Annotated in this window: 15 protein-coding genes; 7 read left to right on the top strand and 8 right to left on the bottom strand. The window is 72.2% G+C overall.

What is annotated here, in order from left to right:
* The first annotated feature begins 271 nt into the window (after positions 1-271).
* From AB0I21_RS28845 to AB0I21_RS28835, 3 genes are read left to right on the top strand one after another with little or no spacing between them, the layout of a single operon-like run.
* Positions 272-1,108, top strand: coding sequence for an undecaprenyl-diphosphate phosphatase (locus AB0I21_RS28845; RefSeq protein ID WP_344504165.1), 837 nt, complete (start codon positions 272-274; stop codon positions 1,106-1,108).
* A 60-nt stretch (positions 1,109-1,168) separates the two neighbouring features.
* On the top strand, positions 1,169-2,158 hold the full coding sequence (locus tag AB0I21_RS28840) for an RNA ligase family protein (RefSeq protein ID WP_360565807.1): 990 nt from the start codon (positions 1,169-1,171) through the stop codon (positions 2,156-2,158).
* Positions 2,143-3,441: an aminotransferase class V-fold PLP-dependent enzyme gene (locus AB0I21_RS28835; RefSeq protein WP_360565805.1), complete on the top strand. Its 1,299-nt coding sequence runs from the start codon at positions 2,143-2,145 to the stop codon at positions 3,439-3,441. Before AB0I21_RS28840 ends, AB0I21_RS28835 begins: the two co-directional genes overlap by 16 nt.
* Positions 3,442-3,497: 56 nt before the next feature.
* On the opposite strand, the gene AB0I21_RS28830 is transcribed toward AB0I21_RS28835, so the two are convergent.
* A complete protein-coding gene (locus tag AB0I21_RS28830) occupies positions 3,498-3,914 on the bottom strand; it encodes a hypothetical protein (RefSeq protein WP_360565803.1) in 417 nt (138 codons plus the stop codon).
* A 159-nt stretch (positions 3,915-4,073) separates the two neighbouring features.
* Here AB0I21_RS28830 and AB0I21_RS28825 point away from each other — a divergent pair, with 159 nt between their 5' ends.
* The gene (locus AB0I21_RS28825) at positions 4,074-4,220 is read left to right on the top strand and encodes a hypothetical protein (protein ID WP_344504161.1); all 147 of its coding nucleotides are present in this window, start codon (positions 4,074-4,076) and stop codon (positions 4,218-4,220) included.
* Here the strand turns inward: AB0I21_RS28825 and AB0I21_RS28820 are convergent.
* The gene (locus tag AB0I21_RS28820) at positions 4,210-5,106 is read right to left on the bottom strand and encodes a pyridoxamine 5'-phosphate oxidase family protein (RefSeq protein ID WP_360565801.1); all 897 of its coding nucleotides are present in this window, start codon (positions 5,104-5,106) and stop codon (positions 4,210-4,212) included. The genes AB0I21_RS28825 and AB0I21_RS28820 overlap by 11 nt on opposite strands.
* An 85-nt stretch (positions 5,107-5,191) precedes the next feature.
* Here AB0I21_RS28820 and AB0I21_RS28815 point away from each other — a divergent pair, with 85 nt between their 5' ends.
* The 3 genes from AB0I21_RS28815 to AB0I21_RS28805 all read left to right on the top strand — a co-directional run bounded on the left by AB0I21_RS28815 (position 5,192) and on the right by AB0I21_RS28805 (position 6,818).
* On the top strand, positions 5,192-5,890 hold the full coding sequence (locus tag AB0I21_RS28815; protein ID WP_360565799.1) for a CGNR zinc finger domain-containing protein: 699 nt from the start codon (positions 5,192-5,194) through the stop codon (positions 5,888-5,890).
* Positions 5,890-6,414 (top strand): DUF6886 family protein, encoded by a 525-nt coding sequence (locus AB0I21_RS28810; protein WP_360565797.1) that lies wholly within the window; start codon positions 5,890-5,892, stop codon positions 6,412-6,414. The genes AB0I21_RS28815 and AB0I21_RS28810 overlap by 1 nt, the downstream gene beginning before the upstream one ends.
* Positions 6,415-6,512: 98 nt before the next feature.
* Positions 6,513-6,818 (top strand): DUF3817 domain-containing protein, encoded by a 306-nt coding sequence (locus AB0I21_RS28805; protein ID WP_360565795.1) that lies wholly within the window; start codon positions 6,513-6,515, stop codon positions 6,816-6,818.
* A gap of 13 nt (positions 6,819-6,831) precedes the next feature.
* Here AB0I21_RS28805 and AB0I21_RS28800 read toward each other — a convergent pair whose 3' ends face one another.
* The 6 genes from AB0I21_RS28800 to AB0I21_RS28775 all read right to left on the bottom strand — a co-directional run bounded on the left by AB0I21_RS28800 (position 6,832) and on the right by AB0I21_RS28775 (position 15,139).
* Positions 6,832-8,718 carry a ricin-type beta-trefoil lectin domain protein gene (locus AB0I21_RS28800; protein WP_360565793.1) on the bottom strand — a complete coding sequence of 629 codons (1,887 nt, stop codon included), beginning with the start codon at positions 8,716-8,718 and terminating at the stop codon, positions 6,832-6,834.
* Positions 8,719-8,811: 93 nt separating this feature from the next.
* Positions 8,812-9,759: a hypothetical protein gene (locus AB0I21_RS28795; RefSeq protein WP_360565792.1), complete on the bottom strand. Its 948-nt coding sequence runs from the start codon at positions 9,757-9,759 to the stop codon at positions 8,812-8,814.
* 22 nt (positions 9,760-9,781) lie between these two features.
* Positions 9,782-11,515, bottom strand: coding sequence for a glycoside hydrolase family 13 protein (locus tag AB0I21_RS28790; RefSeq protein ID WP_360565790.1), 1,734 nt, complete (start codon positions 11,513-11,515; stop codon positions 9,782-9,784).
* The gene (locus tag AB0I21_RS28785; RefSeq protein WP_354897637.1) at positions 11,512-12,357 is read right to left on the bottom strand and encodes a sugar ABC transporter permease; all 846 of its coding nucleotides are present in this window, start codon (positions 12,355-12,357) and stop codon (positions 11,512-11,514) included. Before AB0I21_RS28785 ends, AB0I21_RS28790 begins: the two co-directional genes overlap by 4 nt.
* Positions 12,354-13,883, bottom strand: coding sequence for an ABC transporter permease subunit (locus AB0I21_RS28780; protein ID WP_354897635.1), 1,530 nt, complete (start codon positions 13,881-13,883; stop codon positions 12,354-12,356). The genes AB0I21_RS28785 and AB0I21_RS28780 overlap by 4 nt, the downstream gene beginning before the upstream one ends.
* Before the next feature lie 2 nt (positions 13,884-13,885).
* Positions 13,886-15,139 carry a maltose ABC transporter substrate-binding protein gene (locus tag AB0I21_RS28775; RefSeq protein WP_360565787.1) on the bottom strand — a complete coding sequence of 418 codons (1,254 nt, stop codon included), beginning with the start codon at positions 15,137-15,139 and terminating at the stop codon, positions 13,886-13,888.
* Positions 15,140-15,335: the final 196 nt, after the last annotated feature.

The raw sequence follows: 15,335 nt of genomic DNA, 5'->3' as shown, positions 1-15,335 counted from the left end.
CACCACGCCGCACCGCGCCGCGTCGCGCAAGGAAGCCGCGCAAGGAAGCCGCGCAAGGAAGCCGCGCAAGGAAGCCGCGCAAGGACGCCCCGCAAGGAAGCCCCGCAAAAACGCCCCGCAAGGAAGCCCCGCAAGGACGTCACGCCCGGAACCCGAGCGCGCCACCCGGCGCCGCGCCGCACCGCGGACGCCACGCCCGGGACCTGAGCGCGACGGCCGGGCGGGTCCGCCTAGGATCGTGCGGACGTCGGCGGCACGAAGGAGGGTCCCCGTGGAGATCTGGCAAGCGGTCGTGCTCGGCGTCGTGGAGGGCGTGACCGAGTTCCTCCCGGTCTCCTCCACGGGACACCTGACCATCACCGAGAAGCTGATGGGCATCCCGATCGACGACAAGGGCGTCACGGCGTTCACCGCGGTCATCCAGGTCGGCGCGATCATCGCCGCGATCATCTACTTCCGCACCGACATCGTCCGGTTCATCACCGGGTTCGTGAAGGGTCTGCGCAGCGCCGAGGCGCGCAAGGAGACCGGCTGGAAGATGGCGATCAACGTGATCATCGGGTCGCTGCCGATCGCGGTCGTCGGCCTGCTGTTCAAGGATCTCATCGAGGGCGAGCTGCGCAGCCTGTGGTTCGTCGCCGGGGCGCTGGTCGTGTGGAGCCTCGTCATGGTCCTCGCCGAGCACCTCGCCACACAGAAGGTCGGCGAGGCGGACGTCACCTGGAAGGACTCGCTGATCATCGGGCTGGCGCAGTGCATCGCCCTGATCCCCGGCGTGTCCCGGTCCGGCGCGACGATCAGCGTCGGCCTGCTGCGGCACCTCGACCGGGTCACCGCCACCCGCATGTCGTTCTTCCTCGGCATCCCCGCCCTCGCCGCCGCCGGCACCCTGGAGGGCGTGCAGCGCGCCGGCGAGATCAGCGAGACCGTCGGCTGGGGGCCGGCCGCGGTCGGCACGGTCGTCAGCTTCGTGGTCGCGTACGCGTCGATCGCCTGGCTGCTGAAGTTCGTCGCCAGCAACTCCATCGCCACGTTCGTCTACTACCGCGCCGCGGTCGGCGGCATCATCGTCGCCCTCCTGTGGGGCGGCGTCATCAGCGCCACGTAAGAAACCGACAGCGCGAAAACCCCGAGACCGCGGCGGGTCCGGGTCGCGATACTGCTGCACATGCGGCACGTGGCGTACCCGAAGATCCCGACCGCGCGGCAGATCGGCAGCAGCAGCCGGTCCGCCGGCGGGCCGTGGATCGCCACCGAGAAGGTCCACGGCGCGCAGCTGGTGATCGTGTCGGACGGCCAGGAGACGAAGGTCGGCAAGCGCAAGGCGTGGCTGGACGGCGACGAGCCGTTCTTCGGCTGGCAGCTGCTGCGCCCCGCGTTCGAGCAGGCGGCCCGATCCGCTCTTGCCGAGGGTGCGGCCACGGTACGGGTGTACGGCGAGCTCTACGGCGGCCACTACCCGCACCCGGACGTGCCGCCGGCGCCCGGCGCGGCCGCGGTGCAGACCGGCGTCTGGTACGCCCCCGACGTGCGGTTCGCCGTCTTCGACGTCCTCGACCACGAGCGTCCCGACGACGCCGGCGTCTACCGGACGTACGCCGGGGCCGCCCGGGTCGCCGCCGAGGCCGGTCTCGACGTGGTGCCGCTGCTCGGGCGCGGCACCCGGGCGTCCGTCGACGCCGTGCCGACCAGGTTCCAGACGCGGCTGCCGCTCGTACACCACCTGCCGCCGCTGGAAGGGAACCTCGCCGAAGGGGTCGTGCTGCGGCCCGACGCGGCGCTCGGCCCACAGGAGCGGACCGTCATCAAGGTGAAGATCGCCGAGTTCGACGAGCAGCGGTTCGGCGAGAGCCTGCCGTGGGACCCGCACGCCCGGATCCCGGGCGCCGACCTCGCGCGGGTCGCCGCCGGGCTGGTCAACGCGCCGCGCGTGGCGAGCGCCCGGTCGAAGGTCGGCGCCGGCCCGGCGCCGCGGGCAGCGAACGCCCGGTCGGAGGTCGGCGCCGGCACGCTCGTCGACGAGATCGTGCTGGACGTGCTCGTCGACCTGTCGGAGGCGTACCCGGCGGCGGTGGCGGCGCTCGACGCGGACGGGCAGGCGGCGCTCGAGGACACCGTCCGCGAGGCCGCTATCGTCGCCGTATGCCGTTCGACGTAGCACGGATCCGACAGGCCCACCCGGCGCTCGCCGAGGGGTACGCCCATTTCGACGGTGCCGCCGGCACGCTGGTCGCGGAGCCGGTGGCGCGGGCCGTCGCCGGTGTCCTCGGCGGTGCGGTGAGCAACCGGACGACCGCGTTCGCGCCGGGGCGGCGCGCCCTCGCGATCGTCGACGCGGCCCGCGTCGCCGCCGGTGACCTCCTCGGCGCGGACCCCGCGGGGGTCGTGTTCGGGCAGAGCGCCACCGCGCTGGTCTACACCGTCGCCCGCGGGCTCGCCGGGACCTGGCAGCCCGGCGACAACGTCGTCGTGACCCGCCTCGACCACGACGCCAACGTGCGGCCGTGGGTGCAGCTGGCGTCGGCGATGGGCGTGGAGGTGCGGTGGGCGGCGTTCGACCCGGCCACCGGCGCGCTGCCCTTCGCCGCGTTCGAGCCGCTCGTCGACGCGCGGACCCGGGTCGTGGCGGTGACCGCGGCCAGCAACGCCATCGGCACCGTCCCCGACGTGCCCGCGATCGCCGCGCTCGCGCACGGCTTCGGCGCCGTCGTCCACGTCGACGGGGTGCACGCGACCGCGCACCTGCCGGTCGACGTGGCCGCGCTCGGCGCCGACTACTACGTCACCAGTGCCTACAAGTGGTCCGGGCCGCACCTGGCCGCCTGCGTGGCGGCGCCGTCGCAGTGGGAGCGGACGGCGGTGCTGAAGCTGCTGCCGTCGTCCGACGCGGTGCCGGAGCGGTTCGAGCTGGGCACGCCGAGCTTCGAGCTCCTCGCCGGCTTCACGGCGGCGGTCGACTTCCTCGCAACCCTCGACGACACCGGGACACCCGACGACGCCGGGACACCCGACGACGCTGGGGTGCTCAACGACGCCGGGACGCTCAACGACGCTGGGACGCCCGACGGCGCTGGGGTGCTCGACGGCGCCACGTCGCGGCCGCGCCGGGAGCGCGTGCTGCGCTCGATGGCGGCGGTCCACTCGTACGAGACGCGGCTCTTCGAACGGCTCCTCGACGGCCTGCGGTCGATGCCCGCGGTGCGGGTGCTGCCCGCGCCCGCCGGCGGCTGCCCGACGGTGTCCTTCCGGATCGCCGGCGAGGACCCGGCGACGACCGCGGCCCGCCTGGGCGACCAGGGCATCTGCGTCTTCTCCGGCGACTACTACGCCGCCGAGTACTTCACCGCGATGGGCCTGCGCGAGACCGGCGGCGCGGTGCGCGCCGGGATCTATCACTACACGACGGCCGACGAGGTCGACCGCCTGCTCGCCGCCCTCTGACATGGCTACGGCCGGCCACCGTCGGTGGCCGGCCGCACGCCAGGGGGTTGCGGGTGCTAGTTCGAGGCGACGCCGAGCTCGGCGGTGCCGCCGCCGTTGCCGCCGTGGATCTCGGTCATCGAGGTGAAGGCGGAGTCGAGGCGGGCCTGGAGGGCGTCGAGCTGGTGGAACTCGCTGGAGGACGCCGACTCGGAGCCCTCGGCGGCGAAGACGTGGTCCGTCTCGGCGGCGGAGTGGTCGTAGGACGTGAAGTCCGACTCCTCGTACTGCGCGCCGCTCGGGTCGGTGTAGGACACCTGGTGGCCCTGGTCGAACGAGGTCGACTCGGCGGCCGCGTGGTCCTGCTCGTACACGTTGAACTGGTTGTCGTAGTTGCTCTCGCTGGCGTCGACCTGGTGCAGCTGGTCCAGCGCCTCGTGGTTCTCGCCGGTCTCGACGTGACCGTAGTCGGTGCCGCCGTCGTAGTCGCTCATGTCCATCTCCCCTGGTTGCTGTGTTGGCGTGCTGCGTTGTTGAGATAGACGGTAGGTCCGCGGGGAGCGGCGCGAATCCCGGATACGTGCCAGCGGGTGTTTCGGCTCCGGCGGCCTCGGGAACCCGCTTGCTCAACCGTTCCCCCACGGAGGTTCCCCATGTCGACACAGGCCGTCCTCTATCTCATCGCCATCATCCTGCTCGCCGTCGCGGCGCTGCCGGTGCCGTCCCGCGGCTTCAACCTGGCGATCCTCGGTGCCGCGTTCGCGCTCCTCGCCTACGCGTGGCCCGTGATCAGCGCCTGACCCCGCGCGGGTCGGGAGCGTCCGCCGCGGCGACGAGCGCGGGGTGCTCGCCGGTGACGACGGCCGCCGGGTGGAAGCGGACCCGGCGGCCGGTCACCTCGTCGGGTGCGCCGGTGCCCGGCTCGGTCCACTCGACGGCCGCGGTGCCTGACAGCTGCAGCGTGCGGCCGGTCGCGAAGTCGGGCACCAGCAGCGCCGCGGACGGGTCGGTGGCGAGGTTGCCGAGGCTGTTGAACATGTTGTTGCCCGGATAGTCCGGCCACCACAGCCCGCCCTCGCCGGCCCGCAGGAACCCGCGCGGCCCTCCCCGGTGCGAGGCGTCGGCGCCGCGGTCGGGGTGCGTGGTGCCGAGGAAGAACGTGTCGGCGCCGCGGATCGTGGCCTCGCCGTCCGCCGTGAGCGCCTCCGCCACCGTGAACGTCCCGGGCACTCCCCCGCCCGGCGTCGTCGCACTCATGAGGCGTCGGGGGTGGATGTACTGGGGGCAGTTGCCGAACGCCTCGGCGACGTCGACGGTCAGGACGCCGGTCAGGACACCGGTCAGGGTGCCGTTGACCCGCATCCGGCGGCGGGTCGCGAAGTCGATCGCGATCAGGCCCACCCGCTGGCCGGCGGGGAGGTCGTGGAGCGGGTCGCCGGGCGCGGGCACCGCCGCCACCCGCAGCGTCTGCCCGAGCCCCGCCAGGAACCCGGGCGGGCCGGTCAGCGCCGAGACCCAGAGCCTGCCGCCGCGGTCGCGGCCGGTGAGCGCGGCGAGGGTCCGCTCCGCCAGCCACCCGCCCGCACCCCGGCTCAGCCCGCCGGGCGCGAGCATGCCGCTCAGCCGGGCCGCCTCGAACCGCACGCCGGCCCGCTCCTGGACGCTGAGCTCCCCTTCATGGAACACCGTCGACCGCCTTCCTAACGGCTGACCAATCCTCCATCCATTAGTACACGACCAAATGGTTTCCGCAATGCCTTACCATTAGGACGTGGAGCCGTTGCCGGTCGAGCTGATGAACACCGTCCGGGCGGACCGTGACGGTGTGCACGACACGATCGCCGACCCGGCCGCCGCCGCACGCTGGCTGCGGGAGGCGCGCCCCAGGTCCCGCGCCGCGGCGGAAGCCAACGGCGACGCCGGGGTCGACATCGGGGTCGGCATCGCCGGCTGGGAGGCCATCGCCGAGCTGCGTGACCTCCGCGACGCCCTGCGCGTGCTGGCCGCCGCCACCACCGGCGACGACCGGGAGCCGGCCGGGCCGTCCGCCAGGGACGACCACCGCGAGCCTGCCGGGCCGTCCGCCAGGGACGAGCGCGAGCCGGCCAGGCCGTCCGCCGGGGACCTCGCCGCCGCCGTCATCGTCGTCAACCGCGCCTGCGCCCGCGCCCCCTCGTGGTCCGAGCTGCACTGGCCCGACCCCGATGACAAAGACGCCGGTCCGGAGCGGGCGGTGCGGACAGCGCACGCCCCGGCGCTCGCCGCGGTGGCCGCGATCGCGGAGGAGGCGGTGGCGCTGTTCGCCGGCCCGGACCGGGCGCTGCTGCGGGCCTGCCGCGCGCCGGGTTGCGTGCTGTACTTCATCCGCAACCATCCCCGCCGGGAGTGGTGCTCCGACGGGTGCGGCAACCGCGCCCGCGTCGCCCGGCACTACCAGCGCCACCACGGCGGATCGAAGGAGGGCGGCTGATGCGACCCGAGCCCGGGCAGGTGCTGCACTTCTCCGAGGACCCGACGATCACCAGGTTCGTGCCGCACGTGGCGGCGACCGCGCAAGAGACCGAGCCCTACGTGTGGGCCGTCGACGACCGGCGGTCGCCCGACTACTGGTTCCCGCGGCAGTGCCCGCGGGCGATGGCGTGGGCCGGGCCCGACACGACCGGCGACGACCGCGACCGCATCCTCGGCCCGGGCTGCGGCGAGCGGGTGCACGCCGTCGAGTACGGCTGGCTCGAGGCGATCCGGACCGCGCGCCTGTACGCGTACCGGCTGCCGGCGGCGCCGTTCCGGCCGCTGGGGGAGCATGCGCACGTCGCCGTCGAGCCGGTGGTGCCGCTCGGCCCGCCCGAGCCGGTCGGTGACCTCTTCGCCCTGCACGCCGCCGCCGGAATCCAGCTCAGGGTGCTGCCGGTCCTGTGGCCGTTCTGGGACGCGGTCGTGGCCAGCACGCTGCGGTTCAGCGCGATCCGGATGCACAACGCCACACCCCGCTGACGTCCGGACGCACGCCAAGACCGGCGGCGACGTGAGGCCGGTCACCGTAGAGGTGACCAGCCTCTGCCCTGGTCCGCGGCGGGGTGCAGGCTGTCGCGGTGGACAACAATGCCGCGCGGGTGTTCCGGTACGCCGCGATCGGGGAGGCCTGCTCCTGGCTCGGCCTGCTGGTCGGGATGTTCTTCAAGTACGTCGTCGTGGAGAACGAGATCGGCGTGAAGGTGTTCGGGCCGATCCACGGCGCGATGTTCGTCGCCTACCTGGTCGCGCTGGCGTGGGTGACCGTCAAGGAGCGGTGGGGCTTCGCGCGGCTCGCGGTCGGCGCGGCGGCGTCTATCCCGCCGTTCACGACGCTGCTGTTCGAATGGTGGGTCAGGCGCACGCCGGCCGTGGCCCGCGCCTGACCCGGAAAATCTGTCAGGCGGGCAGGGTCCAGCGCTGGTTCTGGCCCGTCCCGCACGCCCAGATCTGCAGCTGGGTGCCGTCCGCGGAGCTGGGCCCGGTGGCGTCCAGGCACTTGCCGAGCGCCCGGAGCGTGCCGTCGCCGGGTGCGGACCAGGTCTGGGCCGCGCTGCCGTTGCAGTCGTACAGCTGGACCTTGGTGCCGTTCGCGGAGTTGGCGGCGGCCACGTCGAGGCACTTGCCGAGGGCGCGCAGGGTGCCGTCCGTGCCGACGGTCCAGGACTGCGCGGTGGTGCCGTTGCAGGTCCACAGCTGGATCTTCGTGCCGTTGGCGGTGGCCGCGCCGGCGACGTCGACGCACTTGGCGCCGTAGCCGGTGATGGGCCCGACCCGCGTGGACGGGGTGCCGCTGTCGGCGCCGGCCCACAGGTACGTGCCGACGGTCTTCGCCGGCACGGTGCTGGCGATCTGCTGGGTGCCGACCTTCAGCGTGAAGGCCTGCGAGGCGCCGGTCTGGTTGACCACGACGGTGACGAGGGTGCCGTCGGGGTTGAGGAACGCGACGTTCGTGACGGTGCCGGTGCTGCCGTAGCCGGTGGCGACCCGCCGCGCGCCCGGCTTCACGAACTTCGAGAACTGGGCGACCATGTTGTAGTCGGGCAGCGCCCAGAACGTGTCGCGGTTGCTGGTGCTCTGCACGAGCATCGTCGGGTCGGGCGAGCCGGACCAGCGCTCGGGTGCGCGGTTCTGGTCGAGCATGCTGACCCAGCCCTCGTACAGGGTGGCGTTGTTGCGGAAGTACTGCACGATCCGGTCCGCACCCGAGGTGCCCCACACGGAGCGCTCGGTCATCAGCATGTCCTTGTCGGGGTAGGACGCCTTCACGGTGCTCATCGCGGACGGGTCGCCCGCGTAGTCGTGGAACGCGATGCCGTCCACGGAGGAGTAGGCGTCGGAGTGGGCACCGGCCGGGCCCAGGACGCCGGCGGCGTAGGAGACCGACTCGGCGAAGTTGTGGTCGAAGGCCCAGATGCGGGTGCTGAGCCCGTTGGCGGACAGCTCGGTGCGCAGCGCCTTGGCGAGCTGCCGCTCCTGGTCCGCGGAGACGAGCATGCCGGGGTAGTCCGGCGGGGAGAACAGCGGCTCGTTCTGCAGGGTGAGCGCGTGGATCGGGATGCCCTGCGCGGTGTACGCCTGCACCGCCCGCCGGTAGTACGCCGCGAGGGTCGGGATCTGGGCGGTGACGAGGCTGCCGCCGATGATGGCGTTGTTGGTCTTCATCCAGCCCGGCGCCGACCACGCGCTCGCGAACACCTTGATGTCGGGGTTGATGGCGAGGGCCTGCCGGACGGTGGCGATGATGTTGTAGTCGATGTCACGCTGGATGGAGAAGCGCGACAGCGTCGGGTCGGCGGCGCCGTCGTCGTAGGTGTAGAAGTCGTGCGACGTGAAGTCGCTGGTGCCGAAGGTGATCCGGATGACGTTGAAGCCGGCGCCGGTGGCCGGGTCGACGAGCGCGCGCAGGGCCCGGTCGCGGGCGCCGGCGCTCATCCTGGACAGGTTGTAGACCGTCGACTCCTCGAGGGAGGAGCCGACGCCGAGGATCGTCTGGAAGCGGCTGTTCGTGTCCGCGGTGATGGTGGGTGTACCGGCGGCCGCCACGACGGGCACGTCGGCCTGGCGGGACAGCTGGTAGGGCGTCCCGGCGAGGCCCGTGGCGGGGCTGGTGTACCAGTTGCCGTTCTTCGGTTCGTAGCCGGCGGTGCGGGACTCGGAGCTCCAGTAGACCTGGACGCTGGCGGCGGCGGCCTGGGCGCTGGGCACGCTCAGGCCGACGGCGGTGGCAGCGGCCGCGAGCACGGACGAGACGGACAGGGCGAGCAGCGGTCGGGTTGGGACCATGAAGGGTGCTCCTGGCGGGGGGCGGGAAGAGCCGGAAACTTCAGGACCTGAAAAAAGTCCTGACCGAACTCTCCGCAATAGGCAGCCAACCTGTCAATAGGTGGCCACGTTGAGCTTCCCGCGAGCGTCGAAGTAGCCGATGGTGTCGTGGAATCCGTCGGTGCCCACGCCGACCGCGGACGCCGACCGCAGCTCCGACGCGTACACGTAGAAGCAGGTCGGCCGGCAGCCCTGGGAGTAGCCGCGGCGCACGGACCCGTCGGTCGCGCGGAACCAGACGTACAGGTCCGCCGGGTGCGACGTGAGCCCGAGCCCGCCCGTGGCCAGCTGCTGCCCGGGCTGGATCACGGTCGAGCGGTTGGTCAGCACGGCCGAGCCGGTCGTGACGGTGCCGAGGTTGATGCTCCCGTCCGCGCCGGTCCAGCCGAGGAGCAGGCCGTTCTCCGCGCCGGAGTCGTCGAACACGAGCGCCGGGCCGTAGGGCGTGGTCTCGGCGAGGGTCACCCGGTCCTGCAGGAAGAAGCCGCCGGGGCATCCACCGGACAGCCGGGCGACGTTGATCCGGCTGTCGGTGCCGGTCCAGGCGATCCAGCGGGTGCCGGCGCCGTCGGCGGCGAGGGCCGGCGAGCGGTCGGTCCGCACCCCGGTCAGCGCGGTCCTGCACTGCAGGCCGGTGCCGCCGGTGTACGCCACCGTCAGCGTGTTGCCATTGTTGGCGGCGGACCAGGCGAGCCGGACGCCGGGACCGTCGGCGCTCAGGGCGGGCCCCTCCCCCTCCGGGGTGCGCTCGACGACGCTGTTGTCCTTGGTGAACGTGCGGCCGCCGTCCACCGACGTGCCGATGATGAGCTGCTTGCCGGAGGTGCCGGAGGTGGAGCCGGCCCACGAGGCGTAGAGGCGGCCGCCGGCCAGGGCGAGCGCGGGCCGCCCCGAGCCGGTGTGGACGGTGGTGTAGGCCGCCGCGGTGCCCGGGGACGAGCACTGGATCAGGCAGATCGCGAGCAGGGCGGCGGCGGGCAGCGCGAGACGACGCAGAGACATGACAGTCAGTGAAGGGAAGGCATCACGGTCGGTCAATCGGTGTTGCCATGAATTGCCATACCTGGAAGGTCGGCCCGTCGGCCGGGGCCTCGGCGGCGCCGCCGTAGACGTTGACCGCACCGGTGAGGGGCAGGTCCACCGGCGGGCCGGACGCCCGGCGGGCGAAGACCAGCAGGCGCTCCGACGCGGTCTCCCGCCAGAACGCGATGGTGTCGGCGTCGGCGTGCTCGACCCGCATCCCGCCGTGCCGCAGCGCGGGGTGGGCGCGGCGCAGCCCGAGCAGCGCCCGGTAGCGGGCCAGCGTGGTGTGGTCCCAGCCCGCCTCGTCGTGCCACGGCATCGGCTGCCGGGACTCCTCGCCCCACGCGCCGGTGAGGCCGATCTCGTCGCCGGCGAAGAGCATCGGCACGCCCGGCAGGGTCGCGAGGAGACCGGCGGCCACCTCGACCCGGCCGGGGCCGCCGACGACGGTCCGCACGCGCGGCGTGTCATGGGTGCTCAGCGCCGTCCAGGAGTGCGTCCACGACCGCCACGACATGCTCGCGGAGACGGCGCGCATCGCCGCGACGACGGCGTCGCCGCCGCGGGTCGGCACGCCGCCCGGGACGCCGAGGAAGTCCGGCAGCGCCAGGTCCGGCCCGCGCAGCCAGGTCCACAGTGGACGGGTGAAGCCGGCGTAGTTCATGGTGCCCTGCCAGCCGCCGAGATCGAGGTCGCCGCCCGCGCCGTGGGCGTGCTCCGCGACGAGCATCGCGTCGGGCCGCACGTCGCGCACCGCGCGGGCGACGAGCCGCGACACCTCGTGGGTGAGGTCGTCGGTGCCGTGCCGACCGGTCATGTTGGCCACGTCGACCCGCCAGCCGTCCAGGTGCTCCAGCCAGCGCTGCAACGGGTCGACGAACGCCTTGCGCAGCCCGGTGGAGTTCCAGTTGAGCTTCGGCAGGCTCGGCACCCCGTACCACGCGGCGTAGGTGCCGTCGTCGGCGTGGTAGTAGCGGTCCCGGGCCGCCGGGTCGTGGAACCACTCGTGGGCGTCGCCGGTGTGGTTGGTGGTGATGTCGCCGACGAGCCGCATCCCGCGGGCGTGCAGCGCGTCGGCGAGCCGGGCGAGGGCCGCGTCGCCGCCGAGCAGCGGGTCGACGGTGTCGAACGTCGACGCGTCGTAGCGGTGGTTGGAGCCGGCCGGGAAGAACGGGGTCAGGTAGACGGTGTCGGCGCCGAGGGACTGGATGTGGTCCAGGCGGCCGGCGATGCCGTCGAGGTCGCCGCCGTAGATCTGCCGGCTGGTGAGCTCGCCGCGGCCGACGACCGGGGCGTCCCAGCCGCACGGCACCGCCCACGGGGGCAGGGCGCGCTCGGCGTAGGCGGCCGACCGGGCGAAGCGGTCCGGGAAGATCTGGTAGATGACGGCGTCGCGGATCCAGGCCGGCGGCGCTGGGTGTGCCACCAGCCTGAAGTCCGTCGTGTCCGCGACCTCGTGGCCCGCAAGGCCGGTCGCGGTGAACCAGTCTCCGTCGACCAGGAACCGGTAGGGCGTGACGGGGTTGTGCACGGGGATCGTGGCCCGCCACCACAGCTCGTCGCCGCGGCGCTCGGCGACGGCGTCGCTGAAGCGCGGCTCGCCGTCCAGGACGGACCGGACGTGCACCTGCTTGACGCCGGGCGACGTGCGCAGGAAGACCTCGACGTCGCTGCCGGGCGCCGGGGACTGGTCCGGGACGTGCAGCTCGGATCCGTCGTGGTGGATCATCGTCATCCTTTCACCGCACCCGCGGTCAGGCCCGACACGATGTACCGCTGCAACGACTGGAAGACGAGCACCGTCGGGATCGCGGTCAGCAGCGACCCGGCGCAGAACATGCCGAAGTTCGCGTTGCGCTGCCCGGCGATCAGCCCGTACAGGCCGACGGCGAGGGTCTTGGAGTCGTCGGAGCGCAGGAAGGTGTTGGCGAGGAGGACCTCGTTGATGGTGCCGATGAAGCCGAGCAGCGCGGTGACCGCGAGGATCGGCGCGATCAGCGGCAGCGTGATGCGGAAGAACGTCTGCGCGTGGGTGGCGCCGTCCATGACCGCCGACTCGTCCAGCTCCCGCGGGACGGTGTCGAGGAACCCCTTCATCAGCCAGGTGTTCACGCCGAGCGCGCCGCCGAGGTACAGCAGCATCAGCCCCCACGGGGTGTCCAGGCCGAACGCCGGGTAGAAGTCACCGATCTCGGCGAAGATCAGGTAGATGGTGACCACCGCGAGGAACTGCGGGAACATCTGGATGAGCAGCAGCGCCATCAGCCCGACCCGCCGGCCGGCGAAGCGCATGCGGGAGAACGCGTAGGCGGCGAGGACCGAGAGGAACACGGCCGTCGCGGCGGCGATGCTGGCGATGACGACGGAGTTGACGTACCAGCGGCCGAAGGCGGTCTTGCCGAACAGGTCCGTGAAGTTCGCCGTGCTGGCCCCGGTCGGGTACAACTCGGTGGAGCTCAGCGACCCGACCGGGTTGAACGCCGCGGACACCACGAACACGATCGGGAAGAGCGAGAACACCAGGGCGGCGATCCCGACGGCGTGCCGCCAGCCGATCCTGCGCATCCACTTGGTCATGAGTAGACCTCTTCCTGCTTGCGGCTGCGCCGGAAGCCGATCAGCGACACGACGGCCACGATGGCGAAGATGTAGACCGAGATCGCCGCGGCGAAGCCGAACTGCGCGCCGGAGCCGCCGAACGCCAGCCGGTACGTGTAGGTGATGAGCAGGTCGGTCGCGCCCACGGTGGAGTCGTCGGGCGGGAACGGGCCGCCCTCGGTGGTCAGGTAGATCGCGTTGAAGTTGTTGAAGTTGAACGCGAACGAGGCGATCAGCAGCGGCGTCAGCGCGACCAGCAGCAGCGGCAGGGTCACCTGGCGGAAGCGTTGCAGCACCGACGCGCCGTCGATGGTGGCGGCCTCCGTCATCTCCTTCGGGATGGCCTGCAGCGCGCCGGTGGCGACGAGGAACATGTACGGGTACCCCATCCACAGCTGCACGAGGATGACCGCCATCCGGGCCGTCCACGGCTGGCCGAACCAGTCGACGTCGAGGCCGAAGAACCGGTTGATGAGCCCGAACTGCTGGTTGAACATGTCCCGCCAGACGAGCAGCATCGCGAATCCGGGCATCGCGTACGGCAGCACCAGCAGCACGCGGTACACGCTGCGGCCGCGCAGCCGGTCGGCGTTGAGCGCCAGGGCGCAGCCGAGGCCGAGCCCGAACGTGACGAGCACGGACCCGATCGCGAACGCGAAGTTCCACAGCAGGGTGCCGAGGAAGTGGCCGGAGATGCGGGAGTCGGTGAGGACCCGGGTGAAGTTGCTGAACCCGACCGACACCTTCCAGCCCTGCGGGAGCCGCTCGCCGTCGGCGGCGACGAAGCTGCCGGACGCGCCGTCGGCCTTCCACTGCTTGCCGCTGCCGCGGTCGGTGACGCAGTCGCAGCCGCCGTCGTAGAACTGGGTCGCCTGGCCGTTGTACGCGCGGGTCAGGCCGGACGCGCGGACGGCGCCCTCGCCGGTCGGCACGCTGAACGCGAGGATGTCGTCGTTGCGGAGGTTGGCCTCGCCGAGCGTCAGCAGCGTGTAGCCGTCGGCCTCGACGATCCGGCCGCCCTCGACGGTGAACCGCGCCGGGTGCAGGCCGGTGCCGTCGCCGACGAACGTCGCGCCGGTCTTGTCGACCAGCAGGAAGACGATGGCGCCCTCCCGGGTGGCGACGGCGAGGTCGTACTCCATGGAGCCCGGCACCTGCTTCACCGACGCGCCCTGCACGGCGGCGATCGCGTCGGCCTTGCTGCCGCGGTGCCCGTCGCCGTAGTTGGTGAACGCCGTGCTCGCGGTGTAGAGCACCGGCAGCGCCTGGAACGCGAGCAGGAAGATCGTGCCGGGGACGAGGTACTTGGCGGCGATGTGCCGCGGGGTCAGGTAGACGTAGAACAGCAGCGCGGTGGTCGCGGCGAGCACCGCGAGCCAGCCCCAGGCGTGGGCGTCGACCAGCGGGAGGGCGGCCGCGATCGCCAACGCCAGCCCGGCGCCGAGCAGGGCGATCTTGATGGTGGGGCCGGCGAGCGAGCCGCCTCCCCGCTGGGTCGTCGTCATGGTTACTTGTTGATCGCTTCGGCGATGGCCTTGCCCGCGGCGGTCAGCGTCGACTGCACGTCGGCGCCGCCGACGATCGCGGCCTCGGCCTTGCCGAACGGGTCCCACACCGCGGCCATGGCCGGGATGGCGGGGAGCACGGCGCCGCCCTTGCCGGCGTCGAGCCACTTCTGGATGTCGGGGTCGCTGCCCTTGACCTGGTCGAGCGCGGCGACGAGCGCCGGCGGCCGCGGGTTGGCCTGGTACAGCGCGACCTGGAGGTCGGGCTTGGTCAGGTAGTTGGTGATGAACTCGTTCGCGAGAGCCTTGCTACGACCCTTGCTGGCGACGTAGAACGCCTGCACGCCGACGAACGGCTGGGCGGGCTTGCCACCGGCGAACGCCGGGATCGGGGTGATGTCGTACTTGACGCCGGCCTTCTTGATGTCGGCGACCGCCCACGGGCCGGAGATGAGGAACGCGGTCTTGCCGCCGGTGAACGTGGGGATGGCGTTGTCACCGGTGATGGAGCGGGTCAGCGCGCCGCTGCCCTTCTCGCCGAGCGCGGCGATCTTCTTGAACGCCTCGATCGAGGCCGGCTTGTCCACGCCCAGGTCGGCGGGGTCGTAGTCGCCGTTCGCCTTCTGCCCGAACAGGTAGCCGCCGGCGGACGCGTACAGCGGGTACGCGTGGTAAGCGTCGCCGTTGGTGCCGACCTGCAGCGACATGATGTTGGTGACCTTGCCGGCCGTCTTCAGCGTCTGGCCGGCCTTGACGAGGTCCTCGATCGACGCGGGCGCGGTCGGCGCCAGGTCGGTGTTGCGGATCAGGGCGAGGTTCTCGATCGCGTAGGGGACGCCGTACAGCTGGCCGTTGAACGTGACGGCCTTGACCGCGACCTCGGCGAACGCCGACTTCTGCGCGTCCGGCAGCTGCACCGGGTCGATCGCGCCGTTCTGGACCAGGTTGCCGATCCAGTCGTGCGCGCCGACGACGATGTCCGGGCCCTTGCCCGACTGCGACGCGGTCACGAAGTTGGTCTGCAGGTCCTTGGAGACCGCCTGGACCTGGACGGTGACGCCGTTGTCCTTGCCGAACTTCTCGGCGAACGGCTTCAGGGCCGCGGACCGCTGGTCGTCGGCCCAGATGGTGAGGGTGCCGCCGGCCGCCTTGGAAGCGTTTGCGGAGCCGGCCTTGTCGCCGTCGCTCGTGCCGCAGCCGGTGAGTGCCAACGACAGAGCCGCAAGGGTGACGACACCCGTGATGCGGATGCGCATGGGGGAATCTCCTGTTCGGACAGGTAAATGCGGGGTGTTCAGGGTGTGGTGCGCGGTCTCCTGCAAGGAGCCACGGGGAATGCGCTTGAGCGGGGTGTGACGGGCGGATGCCGGGTCGCGATTCCAACGGCACCCGCGCGCCGTGGCCGAACGCTAGCAAGAGCTTGCGTCGAATGAAAGACCTTGCATCGACCTT

Origin of the sequence: Dactylosporangium sp. NPDC050588 (assembly GCF_040654975.1) — a bacterium.
GTDB classification, from domain to species: domain Bacteria; phylum Actinomycetota; class Actinomycetes; order Mycobacteriales; family Micromonosporaceae; genus Dactylosporangium; species Dactylosporangium maewongense.
The sequence above is the reverse complement of the archived record's forward strand: the minus strand, read 5'-3'. Positions and strand labels throughout refer to the sequence as shown.

Excerpts from the sequence above, each read along its gene's own strand:
- AB0I21_RS28840 (WP_360565807.1), top strand. The coding sequence starts at position 1,169 with ATGCGGCACGTGGCGTACCCGAAGATCCCGACCGCGCGGCAGATCGGC.
- AB0I21_RS28835 (WP_360565805.1), top strand. The coding sequence starts at position 2,143 with ATGCCGTTCGACGTAGCACGGATCCGACAGGCCCACCCGGCGCTCGCC.
- AB0I21_RS28830 (WP_360565803.1), bottom strand. The coding sequence starts at position 3,914 with ATGAGCGACTACGACGGCGGCACCGACTACGGTCACGTCGAGACCGGC.
- AB0I21_RS28825 (WP_344504161.1), top strand. The coding sequence starts at position 4,074 with ATGTCGACACAGGCCGTCCTCTATCTCATCGCCATCATCCTGCTCGCC.
- AB0I21_RS28810 (WP_360565797.1), top strand. The coding sequence starts at position 5,890 with ATGCGACCCGAGCCCGGGCAGGTGCTGCACTTCTCCGAGGACCCGACG.
- AB0I21_RS28800 (WP_360565793.1), bottom strand. The coding sequence starts at position 8,718 with ATGGTCCCAACCCGACCGCTGCTCGCCCTGTCCGTCTCGTCCGTGCTC.
- AB0I21_RS28795 (WP_360565792.1), bottom strand. The coding sequence starts at position 9,759 with ATGTCTCTGCGTCGTCTCGCGCTGCCCGCCGCCGCCCTGCTCGCGATC.
- AB0I21_RS28790 (WP_360565790.1), bottom strand. The coding sequence starts at position 11,515 with ATGACGATGATCCACCACGACGGATCCGAGCTGCACGTCCCGGACCAG.
- AB0I21_RS28785 (WP_354897637.1), bottom strand. The coding sequence starts at position 12,357 with ATGACCAAGTGGATGCGCAGGATCGGCTGGCGGCACGCCGTCGGGATC.
- AB0I21_RS28780 (WP_354897635.1), bottom strand. The coding sequence starts at position 13,883 with ATGACGACGACCCAGCGGGGAGGCGGCTCGCTCGCCGGCCCCACCATC.
- AB0I21_RS28775 (WP_360565787.1), bottom strand. The coding sequence starts at position 15,139 with ATGCGCATCCGCATCACGGGTGTCGTCACCCTTGCGGCTCTGTCGTTG.